The organism is Bradyrhizobium sp. Pa8, assembly GCF_052588265.1.
The window spans coordinates 2,401,146-2,417,772 of the sequence record NZ_CP176767.1 but is presented as its reverse complement, the minus strand read 5'-3'; the positions used below and the strand labels follow the sequence as shown (position 1 = coordinate 2,417,772).

The 16,627-nt window shown below is 64.8% G+C and carries 17 protein-coding genes; 5 read left to right on the top strand and 12 right to left on the bottom strand.

Features of this window, described 5'->3' with window-relative positions:
• Positions 1-45: 45 nt before the first annotated feature.
• From ACKWRH_RS10965 to ACKWRH_RS10940, 6 genes are read right to left on the bottom strand one after another with little or no spacing between them, the layout of a single operon-like run.
• The gene (locus ACKWRH_RS10965) at positions 46-453 is read right to left on the bottom strand and encodes a ribulose bisphosphate carboxylase small subunit (protein WP_014497270.1); all 408 of its coding nucleotides are present in this window, start codon (positions 451-453) and stop codon (positions 46-48) included.
• An 11-nt stretch (positions 454-464) separates the two neighbouring features.
• Positions 465-1,925: a form I ribulose bisphosphate carboxylase large subunit gene (locus ACKWRH_RS10960; protein WP_445220525.1), complete on the bottom strand. Its 1,461-nt coding sequence runs from the start codon at positions 1,923-1,925 to the stop codon at positions 465-467.
• 31 nt (positions 1,926-1,956) lie between these two features.
• The gene (gene fba, locus ACKWRH_RS10955) at positions 1,957-3,042 is read right to left on the bottom strand and encodes a class II fructose-bisphosphate aldolase (protein WP_028158110.1); all 1,086 of its coding nucleotides are present in this window, start codon (positions 3,040-3,042) and stop codon (positions 1,957-1,959) included.
• A 14-nt stretch (positions 3,043-3,056) separates the two neighbouring features.
• Complete coding sequence (gene tkt / locus ACKWRH_RS10950; protein WP_445220524.1) at positions 3,057-5,078, bottom strand: transketolase; 2,022 nt, start codon at positions 5,076-5,078, stop codon at positions 3,057-3,059.
• Between the two features lie 16 nt (positions 5,079-5,094).
• Positions 5,095-5,970: a phosphoribulokinase gene (locus ACKWRH_RS10945; RefSeq protein WP_028158112.1), complete on the bottom strand. Its 876-nt coding sequence runs from the start codon at positions 5,968-5,970 to the stop codon at positions 5,095-5,097.
• A 12-nt stretch (positions 5,971-5,982) separates the two neighbouring features.
• Complete coding sequence (locus ACKWRH_RS10940; protein ID WP_445220523.1) at positions 5,983-7,020, bottom strand: class 1 fructose-bisphosphatase; 1,038 nt, start codon at positions 7,018-7,020, stop codon at positions 5,983-5,985.
• A gap of 119 nt (positions 7,021-7,139) precedes the next feature.
• Here ACKWRH_RS10940 and ACKWRH_RS10935 point away from each other — a divergent pair, with 119 nt between their 5' ends.
• A complete protein-coding gene (locus tag ACKWRH_RS10935) occupies positions 7,140-8,117 on the top strand; it encodes a LysR family transcriptional regulator (RefSeq protein ID WP_028148254.1) in 978 nt (325 codons plus the stop codon).
• Positions 8,118-8,501: 384 nt separating this feature from the next.
• Positions 8,502-10,892 carry a TonB-dependent siderophore receptor gene (locus tag ACKWRH_RS10930; RefSeq protein ID WP_445220522.1) on the top strand — a complete coding sequence of 797 codons (2,391 nt, stop codon included), beginning with the start codon at positions 8,502-8,504 and terminating at the stop codon, positions 10,890-10,892.
• A gap of 83 nt (positions 10,893-10,975) precedes the next feature.
• Here the strand turns inward: ACKWRH_RS10930 and ACKWRH_RS10925 are convergent, their stop codons facing one another.
• From ACKWRH_RS10925 to ACKWRH_RS10905, 5 genes are all read right to left on the bottom strand, one after another.
• On the bottom strand, positions 10,976-11,176 hold the full coding sequence (locus tag ACKWRH_RS10925; RefSeq protein ID WP_445220521.1) for a hypothetical protein: 201 nt from the start codon (positions 11,174-11,176) through the stop codon (positions 10,976-10,978).
• Positions 11,177-11,315: 139 nt separating this feature from the next.
• A complete protein-coding gene (locus ACKWRH_RS10920) occupies positions 11,316-11,735 on the bottom strand; it encodes a DUF4118 domain-containing protein (protein ID WP_445220520.1) in 420 nt (139 codons plus the stop codon).
• A gap of 140 nt (positions 11,736-11,875) precedes the next feature.
• Positions 11,876-13,069: an MFS transporter gene (locus tag ACKWRH_RS10915; protein ID WP_445220519.1), complete on the bottom strand. Its 1,194-nt coding sequence runs from the start codon at positions 13,067-13,069 to the stop codon at positions 11,876-11,878.
• Between the two features lie 51 nt (positions 13,070-13,120).
• Complete coding sequence (locus ACKWRH_RS10910) at positions 13,121-13,741, bottom strand: TetR/AcrR family transcriptional regulator (RefSeq protein WP_445220518.1); 621 nt, start codon at positions 13,739-13,741, stop codon at positions 13,121-13,123.
• A 273-nt stretch (positions 13,742-14,014) separates the two neighbouring features.
• Positions 14,015-14,686, bottom strand: a complete 672-nt coding sequence (locus tag ACKWRH_RS10905; RefSeq protein ID WP_445220517.1) for a hypothetical protein — start codon at positions 14,684-14,686, stop codon at positions 14,015-14,017.
• A gap of 148 nt (positions 14,687-14,834) precedes the next feature.
• Between ACKWRH_RS10905 and ACKWRH_RS10900 the strand changes: the two genes are divergently transcribed.
• The 3 genes from ACKWRH_RS10900 to ACKWRH_RS10890 all read left to right on the top strand — a co-directional run bounded on the left by ACKWRH_RS10900 (position 14,835) and on the right by ACKWRH_RS10890 (position 15,994).
• The gene (locus ACKWRH_RS10900) at positions 14,835-15,014 is read left to right on the top strand and encodes a hypothetical protein (protein WP_409363863.1); all 180 of its coding nucleotides are present in this window, start codon (positions 14,835-14,837) and stop codon (positions 15,012-15,014) included.
• A gap of 209 nt (positions 15,015-15,223) precedes the next feature.
• A complete protein-coding gene (locus ACKWRH_RS10895; protein ID WP_445220516.1) occupies positions 15,224-15,448 on the top strand; it encodes a hypothetical protein in 225 nt (74 codons plus the stop codon).
• 219 nt (positions 15,449-15,667) lie between these two features.
• Positions 15,668-15,994: a hypothetical protein gene (locus tag ACKWRH_RS10890; protein WP_028154397.1), complete on the top strand. Its 327-nt coding sequence runs from the start codon at positions 15,668-15,670 to the stop codon at positions 15,992-15,994.
• Between the two features lie 413 nt (positions 15,995-16,407).
• Here the strand turns inward: ACKWRH_RS10890 and ACKWRH_RS10885 are convergent, their stop codons facing one another.
• On the bottom strand, positions 16,408-16,563 hold the full coding sequence (locus ACKWRH_RS10885; protein WP_445220515.1) for a hypothetical protein: 156 nt from the start codon (positions 16,561-16,563) through the stop codon (positions 16,408-16,410).
• Positions 16,564-16,627: the final 64 nt, after the last annotated feature.

The following is a 16,627-nucleotide window of genomic DNA, read 5'->3' as shown; positions in this document are numbered from 1 at the left end:
CGCCAAGGAAACGGAGCAGGGAGTGCTCCGCGCGGAGAGGAGTGACTAGGTCGACGCGTGCGCGGCCGGCCGGCGCACGGTGGTGTAGCGGATCGCACGTCCGCCCACCTCCTGCCGCACCAGCTCGAACTCGGCTTCCTGCGGCGGGCGGTTGACGAGGAACGAGATCCGCACTGACTCCCAGCCATGGCTGGAGTCGAATCCACTGATGCGGATGTAGCGGTCGCCGTAAACCCTGCGGCATTCGGCGAGCTCCATCATCACGCCGGCGGCGTCCTGGAGGTCGAACATCGGCAGGCCCCACATTTCCCAGTAGGTGCTGCGGGGATGCGGATCGTCGGTGAACTCGATATTCACCGCCCAGCCGTTGGTCAGGCAATACTGCACCTGCTTATAGATCTGGTCGTCGGTCAGATCAGGCAGGAACGAGAAGCAGCCTTGGGTCAGTTTCATGTCAAAACTCCTCAAACGGTTTCCAGCACGGTCGGCACGAAGTCCGGCGTGTCGGTGGATTCATAGTTGAAGGTGACGTCCTTCCAGACCTCGAGCGCAGCCTTCAGCGGCGTGCAGGTCTCTGCCGCCCTGGCCAGGATCTCCGGACCTTCATGGACGTAGTCGCGCCCCTCGTTGCGGGCGAGGATCATCGCCTCGAGCGCCACGCGGTTGGCGATCGCGCCGGCAGCAATGCCCATTGGATGGCCGATGGTGCCACCGCCGAATTGCAGCACGACGTCCTCGCCAAGCAGATCGAGCAGCTGGTGCATCTGACCGGCATGGATGCCGCCGGAGGCGACCGGCATCATCTTGTTGAGGCTCGCCCAGGACTGGTCGAAGAACAATCCATGCTCGAGCTTGGTCGGGTTGAAGTCTTCGCGGCAGACGTCGTAATAGCCGCGCGTGGTGTTGGGATCGCCTTCGAGCTTGCCGACCACCGTGCCGGCATGGATGTGGTCGACGCCGGCGAGCCGCATCCACTTCGCGATGACGCGGAACGACACGCCGTGGCTCTTCTGCCGTGTATAGGTCGAATGACCGGCGCGATGCAGATGCAGGATCATGTCGTTGCGCCGTGCCCATTTCGCCATGGACTGGATCGCGGTGTAGCCGATCACGAGATCGATCATCACGATGCACGACCCGAGCTCTTTCGCGAACTCCGCGCGCTCGTACATGTCCTCCATCGTCGCCGCGGTGACGTTCAGGTAGGTACCCTTCACCTCACCGGACGCCGCCTGCGCGCGGTTCACGGCCTCCATGCAATAGAGGAAACGGTCACGCCAATGCATGAAGGGCTGCGAGTTGATGTTCTCGTCGTCCTTGGTGAAGTCGAGCCCGCCCTTGAGCGCCTCGTAGACCACGCGGCCATAGTTGCGCCCGGACAAGCCGAGCTTGGGCTTCACCGTCGCGCCCAGCAGCGGCCGGCCGAACTTGTCGAGCCGCTCGCGCTCGACCACGATGCCGGTCGCCGGCCCCTGGAACGTCTTCACATAGGCGACCGGGAAGCGCATGTCCTCCAGCCGCAGCGCCTTCAGCGGCTTGAAGCCGAACACGTTGCCGATGATCGAGGCCGACAGGTTGGCGATCGAGCCCGGCTCGAACAGGTCGAGGTCATAGGCGATGTAGGCGAAATACGAGCCCGGTGTGCCGGGCACCGGATCGACGCGGTAGCACTTTGCGCGATACTTTTCCGCTGCGGTCAGGCGATCGGTCCACACCACCGTCCAGGTCGCGGTCGAGGATTCGCCGGCAACCGCCGCTGACGCCTCGATGGGGTCCACGCCCTCCTGCGGCGTCACGCGGAACAGCGCAATGACGTCGGTGTCCTTGGGCGTGTAATCGGGCTCCCAATAGCCCATGCGCTTGTATTCCATCACGCCTGATCGATAGCGCTCTTTGCCCCGGACGGTTCCTGCGTGTGCATTCATGGCTCTCTCCTGCTCTTCTCTCTCTGAATGATTAGGCGGCGACCGGTTCGCGGGTGCCGATACGCGGGTCGAGATCGCCGGCGCGATAGCGCCGCGCCATCTCGCTCAAGGGAATGACCTTGATTTTGCTGGCGTGGCCCGCGGTGCCGAACTGCTCGAAGCGATCGCGGCAGAGCTCGCGCATCGCATCCATCGCAGGCTTGAGGAATTTGCGCGGATCGAACTCCGAGCGCGTTTGCGCGGCGACCTTACGGAACACCGCGGTCATCGCCAGGCGACAATCGGTGTCGATGTTGACCTTTCGCACGCCGCTCTTGATGCCGCGGACGATCTCCTCCACCGGCACGCCCCAGGTCTGCGGCATCTCACCGCCGAACTGGTTGAACATGTCCTGGAGCGGCTGCGGCACCGAAGAGGAGCCGTGCATCACGAGATGCGTGTTCGGCAGGCGGCGGTGAATCTCCTCGACCACCCGCATCGCCAGGATGTCGCCATCAGGCTTGCGGCTGAACTTGTAGGCGCCGTGGGACGTACCCATCGCGATCGCGAGCGCATCGACCTTGGTGGCGCGGACGAAGTCGACGGCCTGGTCGGGATCGGTGAGGAGCTGGTCGTGGCTGACCTTGCCCTCGACGCCGTGGCCGTCCTCCTGCTCGCCGCCGCCATGCTCGAGCGAGCCGAGCACACCGAGTTCACCTTCGACGGAGGCGCCCACCCAATGCGCGAGATCGACAACGCGGCGGGTGATCGCGACATTGTAGTCGTAATCGGCGGCGGTCTTGGCGTCGGCCTTGAGCGAGCCGTCCATCATGACCGAGGTGAAGCCGTGGGCGATGGCGGACGCGCAGGTCGCCTCGTCATTGCCGTGGTCCTGGTGCATGCAGAGCGGAATGTCCGGATAGGTCCGCTCCAGCGCGTCGATCATGTGCGAGAGCATGAGATCGCCGGCATAGCTGCGCGCGCCGCGCGAGGCCTGGATGATCACGGGCGCATCGACTTCGGCCGCGGCCTGCATGATCGCAATACCCTGCTCCATGTTATTGATGTTGAACGCCGGCACCGCGTAGCCGTGGTTGGCGGCGTGATCGAGCAGCTGACGAAGGGTGATACGGGCCACGAAAGTTCCTCCTGTTATGGCTTGCCGGCGCGGGTGATCACCCGCCGGGCGGCTTCGGCAATGCTTTGCGGCGTGATGCCGAATTCGCGGTAGAGCACGGGCGCCGGCGCAGAGGCGCCGAAGCCGCGCATGCCGACGAACTCGCCGTCAGTGCCGATCCAGCGATGCCAATCGCCGGCGACTGCGGCCTCGATGCCGACGCGCGGGGCGGTGCCGAGCACGCAGGCGCGGTAGTCCTCCGGCTGCTCCTCGAACAGCGCGAAGCATGGCGCGGAGACCACGGCGGCGCGGATATGTTCCGTCGCGAGCAGGCGAGCGGCTTCCAGCGCGATCGAGACTTCGGAGCCGGTCGCCATCAACGTGACGTCGCGACCGCCGTCCGGCGAGACGATGAGGTAGGCGCCGCGCGCGACACGGTTCCTGCCGCGCACGTCGCTGCGGAATGTCGGCAACGCCTGACGCGACAGACACAGCACGGAGGGGCGATCTTCCGCCTCGAGCGCGCAGTCCCAGGCTTCCAGCGTCTCGACCGCATCGGCGGGGCGGAACACCAGAAGATTCGGGATGACGCGCAGCGCTGCGAGATGCTCGACGGGCTGATGCGTGGGACCGTCCTCGCCAAGACCGATGGAGTCGTGGGTCATCACATGGATGACGCGCAGCCGCATCAACGCCGCAAGACGGATCGCCGGCCGGCTGTAGTCGGAGAAGGCGAGAAAGGTGCCGCCATAGGGGATGAATCCGCCGTGCAACGCGAGGCCATTCATCGCGGCGGCCATGCCGTGCTCGCGGATGCCGTAGTGGATGTAGCCGCCCGCGAACGCACCACGCGTCACCGGATTCTGCGCTTTGGCATGCGTGAGGTTCGAATGCGTCAGGTCCGCCGAGCCGCCGACCAGTCCGGGAATTGTCCCGGCGATGCCGTCGAGCACCTGTTGCGAGGCTTGCCGCGTCGCCAGCTTCGGACGCTCGCTGGCAAAGCGTTCGCGCAATTTTGCCGAGGCCTGGGCATAGGCCTCCGGCAGGGCAACGGCCTTGCCCTCGATGAACAGCTCGCGCTGCGCAGCCGTCGCGCATTCGTAGCGGTCGAGCCAGGCAAGACGCTCGACCTGCCCGCGCTGTCCGATCATCCGCCATGCCTTGAGGATCGGGATCGGGACCACGAAAGGCTGATAGTCCCAGCCGAGCGTCCGCCGCGCCGCCGCCGTTTGTTCGGTGCCGAGCGGCGCACCGTGCGCCTTCTCGGTGCCCTGACGGTCCGGCGCGCCATAGCCGATGATGGTGCGGCAGGCGATCAGCGACGGTTTTGTGCTCCCACGCTCCTCGGCAATCGCCTGCGCAACCGCTTCGGGGTCGTGGCCGTCGACACTGCGGACCGACCAACCGGACGCCGCAAAGCGCGCGAGCTGATCATCGGAAGTGGCCAGCGATGTCGGCCCGTCGATGGAGATGCCGTTGTCGTCGAACAGCACGATCAGCCGGCCGATCTGAAGATGACCGGCGAGCGAGATCGCCTCCTGGCTGATGCCTTCCATCAGGCAGCCGTCGCCCGCGATCACATAGGTGAAGTGATCGACCAGGCCGTCGCCATGCCGTGCATTGGCCATGCGCTCGGCGAGCGCCATGCCGACCGCGGTCGCGATCCCCTGCCCCAGCGGCCCGGTCGTGGTCTCGACACCCGGCGTGTGGCCGTATTCCGGATGTCCCGGCGTCTTCGAGCCCCACTGCCGGAACACCTTGATGTCATCGAGACTGACGTCGCCGCCGGTGAGATGCAGCAGCGCATAGAGCAGCATCGAACCGTGACCCGCCGAGAGGACAAAACGGTCGCGGTCCGGCCAGTTGGGATGCGCCGAGTCAAATTTCAGGAAGCGCGAGAACAGCACGGTCGCGACATCGGCCATGCCCATGGGCAGGCCTGGATGGCCGGACTGCGAGGTCTCGATCGCGTCGACCGCGAGGAAGCGGACGGCATTGGCGAGATCGTTGTGCGTGACTGCCGTGATGTCGGCTTCAGCGTGGACGGAGATGTTCATCGGATTCTCTCCCTGTTCACTTCAGATTTCGCTTGCGCTCGATCAGCTGCATGATCAGCGGCGTCAGGATCAGCTGCATCGCCAGATCGAGCTTCGCGCCGGGACACACGATGGAGTTCGCGCGGGACATCCAGCTGTGGGGAAGCATCGACAGCAGATAGGGAAAGTCGATGCCGCGCGGATTCTTGAAGCGGATCACGACCATCGATTCGTCCGGCGTCGGAATCCAGCGCGCGATGAACGGATTTGAGGTGTCCACCGTCGGCACGCGCTGGAAGTTGATGTCGGTCTCGGTGAATTGCGGGCAGATGTAGTGGATGTAGTCGGGCATCCGCCGCAGGATGGTGTCGGTGACGGCCTCGGTCGAATAGCCGCGGGCGCTGCGGTCGCGGTGCAGCTTCTGGATCCATTCGAGATTGATGACCGGCACGACGCCGATCTTGAGATCGGCGTAGCGCGCGACATTGACCTTGTCGGTGACGACGGCGCCGTGCAGGCCCTCGTAGAACAACAGGTCCGAGTTTTCCGGCAGCCGCTCCCATTCGGTGAAGGTCCCGGGCGCCGCACCGTGCAGTGCGGACTCCTCGGCATCGTGGACATAGTGCCGCGTCGTCGCGGTGCCGGTCTCGCCATAGTCGCGGAAGGCACGCTCCAGCTCCTCGAACAGGTTGGTCTCGGGGCTGAAATGGCTGAAATGCTTGTTGCCGCGTTCGGCTTCCTTCGCCATCTGCGTGCGCATCTCGGCACGATCATAGCGATGGAAGGCGTCGCCCTCGATGTAGACGGCGTTGACCTTCTCGCGGAAGAATATCTGCTCGAACGTCTTCTTGACCGAGGTGGTGCCGGCGCCGGAGGAGCCGGTGATGGAGATGATCGGATGCTTCCTGGACATGGGTCGCCTCGCTCACAGCCGGAAGAAGCCGCGCCGCGCGAACAGCGGTGCGGAGATGCTGGCGACCAGCAGCGGATCGCAATGCAGTTCCTCGACGCGCCGCACCTCGTTGCTCGAGCCCATGATCAGCGGCACGCGCTGGTGCAGGTTCTGCGCCGATAGCTCGAGGATGCGCTCGCGCCCGGTCGTGGCGGAGCCGCCGGCCTGTTCGATGATCATGGCCATCGGGTGCGCCTCGTAGGTGAGGCGCAGGCGGCCGTCGCCATAGCCGGGGCGAGCGTCCGAGGGATAGAGGAACACGCCGCCGCGGGTGAGGATTCGGTAGGCCTCCGCAACCAGCGAGCCGATCCAGCGCATGTTGAAATTGTGGTTGGCGGGCCCTTCGACGCCGGCAAGACATTCGTCGACGAAGGCGCGGACCGGCGAATCCCAGTGGCGGCGGTTCGACGCATTGATCGCGAATTCTTCGCACGTCTCGGAGATCTGCACGGCGCTACGCGCGAGGCGGAAGCAGCCCGCCTTGCGGTCGAGCGTGAAGATGTCGACGCCGTCGCCGAGCGTCAGCACCAGTGAGGTCTGCGGCCCATAGGTGACGAACCCCGCAGCAAGCTGCGCCGAGCCGCGCTGATGGAAGGCGAGAGCCAGGTCATCCGGGGCGGGCAGGATCGAGAAGATCGTGCCGACGGTCATGTTGATGTCGATGTTGGAGGAGCCGTCGAGCGGATCGATCGCGACGCAGATTTTTGCCTCGCGGTCGCCGATTTGCGGCTCGCGCATCTCCTCCGACGCAAGCGCCGCGATCGGCAGCTTGCCGAGACAACGGCGCAGGATCGCGTCGGCCTGGAGGTCGAGATCGCGCTGGAGATCACCGTCGCTGTTGCGGCCGGTGGTCAGGCCCGACGCGTCCGCGAAATCGCCGGTGGCGATGAGGTCGGCGATCTCGATCGCCGCCGCCGCGATGGCGTCGACTGCGGCTGCCACGGCCAGCGCGTGCGGCGCCGTCTCGGAATACCGTTGAAGGTGGTCGTCCAACCTGAGTTGCCCGGTCATCTGCGTCCATCCCCTTGCGGGCGCCGCATCCAGTTCCCTCCCCGCTGGAGGTCGGTGCGGTCGGTCCCAACACGAGGAGATTGACAGGGGCGGCTTAATAAGGAAAATTTCTATTCATAATGAGCGCCAAAGAATTTTCTTATAATGGCCCCGGCCACGCGGCGGCCCAGCTCCGGCATCTGACGATCCGGCAGCTCCGCTCGCTTGCGGCGCTCTCGGCGAAGGGCAGCGTCACCGCGGCCTCGAGCCAGCTTGGTCTGACCCAGCCGGCCGTCACCCAGCAGCTCCGGCAGCTTCAGGACCTCGCCGGCCTGCCGCTGGTGCAGCGGACCGGCGACGGCATGCTGCTGACGGAGGCAGGCAAGGAGGTGCTGGCGCTCGCCGAGCGCGTCGAGGCCGCGATCATGGACTGCCAGGGCGCGCTCGATCTGCTCGCTGGACGGACCGGCGGCACGGTGCATCTCGGCGCGGTCTCGACCGCGAAATATTTCGTGCCGCATGCGATCGCGGCGTTCTCGAAGCGGCATCCGAAGATCGAGATCAAGCTCACGATCGGCAATCGCGAAGAGATCCGCGAGGCCATGCACGGCTACGATCTCGATTTCGCCGTGATGGGTCGGCCACCGGCCGACGTCAGCGTCGACGTACGTCAGCTCGGGCGCAATCCGCACATCATCGTCGCGCGCAAGGGACACTGGCTGGGGAAGGATTCCGGCCTCAACCTGACCGACCTCGTGCACGAGACCTTCCTCACCCGCGAGCCGGGGTCAGGGACGCGCACGCTGATGGAAGGCATGTTCCAGAGATCCGATCTCGAGCCGATAATCGGCATGGAGATGAGCAGCAACGAGACCATCAAGCAGGCCGTCATCGCCGGGCTCGGCATCGCCTTCATCTCGGCCCACACGGTGGCGCACGAGCTCGCGGAAGGCCGCCTCATCGTGCTCGATGTCGCGGGCCTTCCGATCGTCCGGCAATGGTACGTGATCCGCCGCAGCGACAAGGTGCTGCTGCCACCGGCGCAGGCAATGTTCGATTTCCTGGGCTCCGAGGGCTCGAACTATTTGCCCGACGTGCCCGAGTTCGGCGGGCAATAGCCAGCCAATACTCACCCCATCAGCTTCATCGCAACCGTTGCCGCCAGAATGACGATGATCTGGAGCAGACGTTCCGTCGTGAAAATGCGGTTGAAGGTGGTCATCGCTGGCCCCGGCCGACGTGGGAGATCTCGATCGGTCCGGTGCTAGCACACGCGGGCGCCGGGATAACTCCGTAGTCGCCACGGATCCTGCCGGCGTGCCGAAACATGTGATCGCCTGGAACCTGACAAGTTTCGAACGATTCAAATCATCCTGCGCGGAATGGCCGCGGGGTCGCCGTGTTCATGCACACAGTGACTTCGCGTGCACGGATGCGCCTTGCCCCGCATCCGGCCGCGCAATGGGGAATCCGGGTGAGTTTTGCAGAGTGAGGGGGGCGCGATGAACCACATCGCCGCCGCGGGAGAGCTGTTGCCTGCCGCAAGCTACATGTCCAAGCGCAATTTTTCGGGTATCGGAGGCGTGTTGACCGCGCTGATGACGTCAGCTGCGTTCTTCGCCAGTCCGCAGGCCCTTGCGCAATCCACGCCCGCACAGGGCGTGACGATTCCATCCGTCACCGTGACCGCGCCGGAAACACAGCGCCGTACCAATCCCGCTTCGGCCGCACGCCGGTCGAGCGGCACGCGGACGCGCCGGACGCAAACGGCACGGCGGCCGGAGACGACCGCCGCGCCACAGCCCTTCGCGCCATCGCAGGACGCGCGCACCGGCACCGTCGGCTATTTCGCCAACAGCACCTCCGTCGCGACCAAGTCCAACACGCCCATCGTCGACATCCCGCAATCCCTGTCCGTCATCACCCAACAGCAGATCCGCGACCAGAACTACCAGGGCCTGACCGACGTCACCCGCTACGTTCCGAGCGTTGCCGTCCACCAGGGCGAGGGCAATCGCGACGAGCTCGTCATCCGCGGCGTCGATTCCAGCGCGAACTTCTTCGTCAACGGATTTCGCGATGACGTGCAGTACTTCCGCGACCTGTACAACGCGCAGAGCATCGAGGTGCTGAAGGGCCCGAGTGCGCTGACCTTCGGCCGCGGCGCCGGCGGTGGCGTGCTCAATCGCACCCTCAAGGAGGCCGACGGCAACCGCATCTACCAGGCCACCGCGCAGACGGGATCATGGGGCGACCGCCGCGTCTCGCTCGACGCGGGACAAGCGATCAACGAGAACGTCGCGGCGCGGCTTAACGTATTCTACGAGGGCAGCGACGCCTTCCGCGACTTCAATCATCTCGAGCGCTACGGCATCAACCCGACCGTCACGCTGAAGCCTGATGATTTCACCAAGATCAAGCTGTCCTACGAGTATTACCACGACGGCCGCACCGCAGATCGCGGCAATCCCTCGCAGAGCCTTCCCGGCGGCGTCACGCGCTTCAATCCGACGACGCCGTTTGCGCCGAACGGCAATCTCCAGACGTTCTTCGGCAGCCCCAGCCTCAATACCGCGCAAGCGACGGTGCAGACCGGCATGGCGATCATCGAGCACGATTTCCAGAACGGACTATCGGTGCGCAACGGCACGTTCGCGGCCGACTACCAGAAGTTCTACCAGAACGTCTATCCCACCGGGGGGCCGCTCGCCGGTGCCGTCAACGCTGCCGACACCGCTGTCAACCTCGGTGCCTATCAGCACACGACCAACCGCGACAATTTCTTCAACCAGACCGACTTCACCTACAAGGGCTGGACCGGCCCGATCGCGCACACGGTGGGCTTCGGCACCGAGTTCGGCCGCCAGACCGGCGTCGACATCCGCAACACCGGCATCTTCCCGAACGGCACCAACACCATCGTCCAGAACCCGTTCGCGCCGACCTATTTCGGACCGGTCAACTTCGTCCACCACTTCACCGGCACCAACACCGACGGCGTCACGACGCCGGATTCCAACAGCAAATATGCGCTGAACGTCGAGTCCGGTTACCTGCGCGACACCATCGAGTTCTCGCGCGCGCTCCAGCTCATCGTGGGCACGCGGTTCGACCGCTTCGAGATGTCCGCGCTGGACATGAACACCAACCTCAACCGCAACCGCACCGACAACCTGGTGTCGCCGCAGGCGGCCGTTCTCCTCAAGCCGATGCAGACCATGTCGGTCTACACGGCCTACAGCATCTCCTGTCTGCCCGCCTCCGGCGACCAGTTCTCCTCACTCAACGACGGCACGTTGATCCTCCAGCCGCAGAAGTTCGAGAATACCGAGGTCGGGATGAAGTGGAACATCAACCCGAAGCTGTTGTTCTCGACTGCGATCTACAACCTCAACCGCACCAACCAGCCGATCGCGGACGGCAACAATCCCGGCTTCTTCCTGCCCTCCGGCAGCACGCTGACGCGCGGCTTCGAGGCGAGCCTCGTCGGCTACGTCACCGAGCAATGGCAGTCCTCTCTCGGTTATGCCTATACCGATGCGAAGATCACCGGCGCGACGTCGGCGACCGTGGTGCCGGGCAATCGCGTGCAGCTCGTGCCGTACAATCAGTTCGCCTGGTGGAACAAGTACCAGTTCACGCCGATGTGGGCGGCCGCGCTCGGCATCATCTATTTCGGCGATTCCTTTGCATCGTCGGATGACACGGTGAGACTGCCGGGCTTCGTGCGCTTCGATGCCGGCGTCTACGCCACGATCGACGCCAACTGGCGCGCACAGCTCACGGTCGAGAACATCTTCAACCGCGGCTATTGGGCGTCCGCCGACGGCAACAACAACATCTCGCCCGGCCAGGGCCGCACCGTGAGGGTTCAGGCGAGCTACCGCTTCTGACGGCTATGGCGCGAACGTCTGCGTCCCATCGCGTGTCGTTCGCGCCGTTCGTCATCGATACGAATACCTGTGATGGTTAACGATCAGGCAGCGCGCTGGACGGCGGCGTAATCCGCGCACGCGGCGAAATAGGCTTCCAGCTCCGACAGCGCCCGCGCTTCCCACTCGCTCGCCTGCTCCAGGAGCGACCAGCTCTGGCCCGGGCGGAATGCAGCGGTCTGGCGATAGAGCGATGCGATGCCGCGATAGCGGCGCACGTTCTCAAAGATGGCGTGACCGTTCATGTTCAAAAACTCCCTCGTCATTCCCGGGGGAGAAATTGCGGCCAAATCTTTTTCGAAAAGTTAGCGGCGCGCACCAAGCTCGCGGATGGTTGCCGGACTGTTGCGCCGGCGCAACGCGCCGCTTCCGCGCGAAGCGGATTTATTGCGAATTCGTTGCCGGGCTCTCGCCCGAGGGCTTCAACCCGCCGCGGCTGATCATTGCCATCGTCTCGCGGCAGAGATCGGCAAGGCCGATCAAGAGCACCGCGAGCAGGCAGAACAGGTTGATGGAATCCGCGCCCGCGCTGGAGAGCGGCATGAACTGGAAGAACGGCGGGATGAACGCCCACCACACCAGCGGAACGGTGAGCAGCGCGGCGAACGCCGCCGCCGGCGCGCCCGCGACGATTCCGAGCACGAACAAGCTGGGCAGGAACGCCGCGAAATAGAGCTTTGCGCCGAGCGCGACGCAGACGCCTTGAAGCGCGGCCGACATGGCGACGACGACAAATCCGAGCAGAAACGCCTGCCACGACCATGGCCGTACTCGCGGTACGCCAACCAGTCCCGCACGCCTCATCAGCCTCCCCCTGCCGCCCGTTAACCGGGCTCGCTTGCGACCAAAGTACTACAGCCGCAGGGAAACCGCGAGACGGAAATCGCACGGTGCTGGGCTGCGTATCCAGGGCTTGGTAAACAGCCGCGGGCACGATCGTACCGCTACTCTGTCGCCGCATAGAGCAAGCCTGCGACGGGCAGAGCAAGGCCAATGGCCGACGCCAGCGTCCAGCCGCCTTGCGCGAAGGCCCAGGCGCCGACCGCAGAGCCGGCAGCGCCGGCGGCGAAGAACGTCGCCATATAGAGGCCGTTGAGACGGCTGCGGTGCTCATGCCCGAGCACGAAGATGGCGCGGAAGCCGAGCACGACGTTACCCTGGACACCGATATCGATGGCGATCGCGGCCACGACCAGGCAGGCGAGATTCAGCATCGAGCCGGTCGCACCGATATAGGTCACCAGGAAGCCGGCGCCCGCGAGCAGCATGGCGACCAGCGTCGCGATGCGGCTATGGCCGCGGTCGGCGAGCCGTCCCGCGATCGGGGCGGCGAACACGCCGGCGACGCCGGCGAGCGCGAACAGCGCGATGCCGCGCTGGGAGAAGCCGAATTCGCTGGCGAGCTGGAGTGGCGCCACCGTCCAGAACAGGGTGAAGGCACCGAACAGGCTCGCCTGATAGAGCGCGCGGCGCCGGAGCAGCGGCGTGGTCCGGGCCAGATGCGGCATCGACAGCAGCAGCGTGCCGTAATGCATGCGCGCGACCGGCTTGCGCTTGGGCAGCGTCGTCCACAGCACCGCCGCGAGCACGATCATCAGCGCGGCGGAGATGAAGAACACTGCGTGCCATGACAGCGCTGCCGTGACGAAGCTCGACACCGGCCGCGCCAGCATGATGCCCAGCATCAATCCGGTCGAGACATTGCCGACGACGCGGCCGCGAATGGCTTCCGGCGCAAGGTGTGCCGCGTAGGGAATGATGATCTGCACGGCGACCGAGCCTAGGCCGATGAACAGCGCAGCGATCAGGAACGGCAGCGCGTGGGTAGCGAACGCAGCGGCGAGCAGCGAAGCCGCGCCGAGCGTGATGACGGAGCAGATCAGCGCGCGGTTCTCGACGAGGTCGCCGAGTGGCACGATGAAGAGAAGCCCCACGCCGTAGCCGATCTGCGTCATAGTCACGATCAGTCCGGCCGCCGCATGCGAGAGGCCGAGCGCGGCGCTGATCGGGGCGATCAGAGGCTGGGCGTAGTAGATGTTGGCGGCGACCATGCCACAGGCCGCGGCAAGCACGAAGGTCAGTCGCTGCGACACCGCATCCGGCCCGGGTGCGGTCTCGATCGTGGCATTCATCGTCATTCCAACAGACTCCGGGCATCGGGAATGATCATTCCCTAATAGGACATAAATTCAGACGAGCAGTTTCATCGCGACGCCGACCAGGCGCTCGCCGTCGAGCGGCAGGCGCGCCTTGCCGACGACGCGCATTCCCTGCGTGATGCAGATCATCAGCCGCGCGGTGTCGTCGGTCGCAACATGGGCGGGAATCGAGCCATCGGCTTGGCCCTCGCGAATGAGGCCGGCGATGAAGGTCTCGTTGGTCTCGAGCTGGGCGTTGACGCGGGCGCGGACGTCCGGATCGAGCGCGGCGAGCTCGACCGCGCCGCCAACCACGATGCAGCCGCGACGGCCCTCGATCCCCTGGGAGTGCTCGACATAAGACAACAACATATGGCGCAGTCGCTCGCGACCGTTGGCGCCGCGCGCGGCCGCGCTGCGGGTCTGCTCCCGGCGCACCGCGGCATAGCGCTCGAAAGCGGCCAGGAACACGGCCTGCTTGTCGCGAAACGCCTTGTAGACGCTGCCGGTGGCAAGCCGCATCGCGGCGGTCAGGTCGCCGATCGAGGTGGCATGATAGCCCCGCTCGCAAAATACGCGTACGGCGCGGTCGAGCGCGGTGTCCATGTCGAATTCCCGGGGACGGCCGGGCGGACGGGCGGCAGGCTGGGGACGGCGCGCGGTTTTTTGCATTGCGGGACAATAGGGAATGATTGTTCCCGAATCAAGGCACGGAGTTGTGAATGGGGATGGGACGGATGGTCGGTCGACCCCTCCGTCATTTTGTTAGGCATCGCCATCCTTCAAATCGCATCGCGACGGGCGCCGTGGGATGGGTGGAGCGAAGCGAACCCCCGTCACTCTTTGCCCGCTCGACAACACGATGGGTTTCGCAGGTGCTCTACCCGTCCTACGGCCCCTCAGATGCGAGGCCCAGCGGCAAGCCGGGCTCCGCCAGAGCGCGACTTACCATCCCGCCGAAACAGGCTCGTTGAAGACCATCGTCTGATCGCGCGCAGCCACGCGCGACGGCTGGCGCTGACGGTGCCGCTGCGCGACGCGCTTGTTTGGAACGGCCGGCGCGGCCTGCTTCGGTGCCGCGGCAGGCTGCGTGACCATCGCAAAAGCCTGGCTCTGGTTCTTCTGCTCGACCGCTGCTGCGGGGACGGCAGGGGCAGGGGCCGGCGTAGCCGCCGCATCCCTGTTCAGCGGAATTTGCCGCACGCTGGTATCGAGCACGATCTTCTCGGGCCAGGTTTGCGCCGAATGAACGCGCGCAATCGACCGGCCCGGCTCGGCCGGTGCGGCTGCGCTCACGGGAGCGGCCATGTATCGGTTTACGAGAAGCAGAAGGACGAGCAGAGCGCCGCCAGTGAAGACGAAGTAGCGGATGAGCGGCATGAATTCCCCGATCGCCTCGATACCGAGGTCTTTGCGGCAACGGGAAAGAATGGCGATCGTTCCGCTGAGGCATCGAGCAATCTCGCCGGGCAAGAACCAGTTTGGTTCGGCCTCGGTTGTTCCCCCGGCACTCATCGTCTTGGTGGGTGTGTTGGTGGCGCGGAGGTGACAAACCTCGACGCGTAGCGTCAGCACCACACAGCCCGGCAGGCCTTCGCCCTCAGCCGGCGCTGGCACTCTCCTTGCTGCTCGTCCGCCAATCCCTCAGACCCGCAGTGGGTCTGTTTCATAGTGAGGCGATCCTATGCAGCCGACGTCCCGTTTCGAAGCGACCATCCCGACACAGCTCCACGTCCTGATCTCCGATCTGCGTTGGCGGGCGCAAATGCTCGACGCCGACATTCTGGAGGAAGAGCGGAGGGCCGGAATCTCCGATCCAAACAATCTCGCCTACCCGATGCTCGCGCAGAACCTGAGAGCCCGGCGCGACAATCTCCAGGTGAGCATCGCGATCCTGGAAAGCCGCATCGAAAAGCGATCAACCGGGTGGCCGAGCGCCGCCTGACGCGGATCGCGCCGGGCCGACCAGGCAACGCGACGGCATATGCAGAAGGGCGCGGGCGATGGGCGATAGCTCTGTCGGCGCCGGTCAATGCGCAGGAACCGCGTTGCCCTTTTGCAACGGTTCCCCACCGTCTGAAGCCGAACAAAAGAAACTCCCATTCCAGCCACGAACCCCGCTCACAACGCCGTGAGACTAGCAGGGGAACTACGATGCGTGCACAGCGCGTTTGGAAAGTGAATGGGGCCGCCAGCATCGGGCAGCTCCAATCGAGACTGGATGACCTGAACAAGCGTCTCGGTCAGCTCGAAAGCCAGCATCCGGAGAGCTGGAAGCTCGAAGAACTGAGATCCAGCGCGCTGAGCCTGTCGCGCGAGATCGACGACATTCGCTGCGCCGAGGCGACGGCGGCCTTGAGCGAGCTCTTGCGGAAGTAGAGCTTCGGGCGATTCGAGCGACGCGGAAGGAACCAACCTTCCTCGCCGCCATTGCCATGCAGAGCATGGAGCAAGATCATGACCAGGCACCTGACGCGAGCCCATCTCGCGCGCGGGGTGGCCGGCGCGGTGTCCACGCTGGTCCTGTGCGCGACGGCGGCATTCACCATCGCGCACCACTTTGCGACGTGAAGAATTTGGCGCTGTGAGGGATTTCGCATGACGTCCGATCCCGAGGAGTCGGTGAGGCTGCAAGGTTTTGGCGAGATGACGTTGCGCACCGCCGTCGCGACTCTGATGGCGCTCGCACCGCGCGAGCGATCCGACGCCGCCATCTTCCGCGTCCGCGACGGCGTGCGTTTGGCCTCGAGCGAGATCGCCGAACTTGCCTCCGACTGGGGCATGACACCGATGGCCGAAGTCAGGTCTCCAAGCCTCGTCCCGGACCAGCACTGGCCGGACATCGTTCGCGGCATGGTGCGCGAGGCGCCGCTGCCGGCACTGATGGTGGCGTTCCTGGTGGGCGTGCTGGTGGCGCGGCGGTAGGCTTCTGATCTACCACGCGGTGCTGGACCATCGGCCGGCGAGCGCTGAGCCATGCCACCACAACAAGCCGCCCTACCGATCCAAATCGGCCGTGGACCCGCCCCGAAAATCGTTGCAAAAAGGCGCTCCCGAGGCGCTGGCGGCCGGTCCGCCAAGCCTCTGGAAAACGTCGACTTTTGGAAGAATGGTCGGAGTGGCAGGATTCGAACCTGCGACCCCTGCGTCCCGAACGTAAATAGCGGCCTAAAAGATCAATAAAAACAATGAAGTTCGTTCGCTATTGACCACCTTTATCGCCGTTTGTTCGCGGGGTTTCGGTGGTTAATCGGTGGTCAGCTTTCGACTGTGCATCCTGATGAGAGGCGGGAGACCCGCTGATTAAGAGGCGTATGATTTCGCAACAAAATCAAACGTCATTCCGACAAACGTTTGGGATGGCCGGGAAGCACCCGCTCCCAGTCCAGCGCGGCGAGCTTCTTGAGTGAATCGATATATTCGAGCGGAGATGCATTGTCCGGGATGTTGCGGAACAGGACCTGCTCCATAGGAGCAAAGTCAACCGCGAACACCACCCGCTCCTTCGATAGCCGCTGACAAGCGTGTTGTCCGAATGATTTCGACCGACGTAGATCA

What these genes read in the sequence shown, in the direction of transcription:
- ACKWRH_RS10915 (WP_445220519.1), bottom strand. Translation starts at nt 13,069, where the DNA reads ATGACGATGAATGCCACGATCGAGACCGCACCCGGGCCGGATGCGGTG.
- tkt (WP_445220524.1), bottom strand. Translation starts at nt 5,078, where the DNA reads ATGAACATCTCCGTCCACGCTGAAGCCGACATCACGGCAGTCACGCAC.
- ACKWRH_RS10910 (WP_445220518.1), bottom strand. Translation starts at nt 13,741, where the DNA reads ATGCAAAAAACCGCGCGCCGTCCCCAGCCTGCCGCCCGTCCGCCCGGC.
- ACKWRH_RS10965 (WP_014497270.1), bottom strand. Translation starts at nt 453, where the DNA reads ATGAAACTGACCCAAGGCTGCTTCTCGTTCCTGCCTGATCTGACCGAC.
- ACKWRH_RS10945 (WP_028158112.1), bottom strand. Translation starts at nt 5,970, where the DNA reads ATGTCCAGGAAGCATCCGATCATCTCCATCACCGGCTCCTCCGGCGCC.
- ACKWRH_RS10920 (WP_445220520.1), bottom strand. Translation starts at nt 11,735, where the DNA reads ATGAGGCGTGCGGGACTGGTTGGCGTACCGCGAGTACGGCCATGGTCG.
- ACKWRH_RS10960 (WP_445220525.1), bottom strand. Translation starts at nt 1,925, where the DNA reads ATGAATGCACACGCAGGAACCGTCCGGGGCAAAGAGCGCTATCGATCA.
- ACKWRH_RS10935 (WP_028148254.1), top strand. Translation starts at nt 7,140, where the DNA reads ATGAGCGCCAAAGAATTTTCTTATAATGGCCCCGGCCACGCGGCGGCC.
- ACKWRH_RS10895 (WP_445220516.1), top strand. Translation starts at nt 15,224, where the DNA reads ATGCGTGCACAGCGCGTTTGGAAAGTGAATGGGGCCGCCAGCATCGGG.
- ACKWRH_RS10930 (WP_445220522.1), top strand. Translation starts at nt 8,502, where the DNA reads ATGAACCACATCGCCGCCGCGGGAGAGCTGTTGCCTGCCGCAAGCTAC.
- ACKWRH_RS10940 (WP_445220523.1), bottom strand. Translation starts at nt 7,020, where the DNA reads ATGACCGGGCAACTCAGGTTGGACGACCACCTTCAACGGTATTCCGAG.
- ACKWRH_RS10925 (WP_445220521.1), bottom strand. Translation starts at nt 11,176, where the DNA reads ATGAACGGTCACGCCATCTTTGAGAACGTGCGCCGCTATCGCGGCATC.
- ACKWRH_RS10890 (WP_028154397.1), top strand. Translation starts at nt 15,668, where the DNA reads ATGACGTCCGATCCCGAGGAGTCGGTGAGGCTGCAAGGTTTTGGCGAG.
- ACKWRH_RS10900 (WP_409363863.1), top strand. Translation starts at nt 14,835, where the DNA reads ATGCTCGACGCCGACATTCTGGAGGAAGAGCGGAGGGCCGGAATCTCC.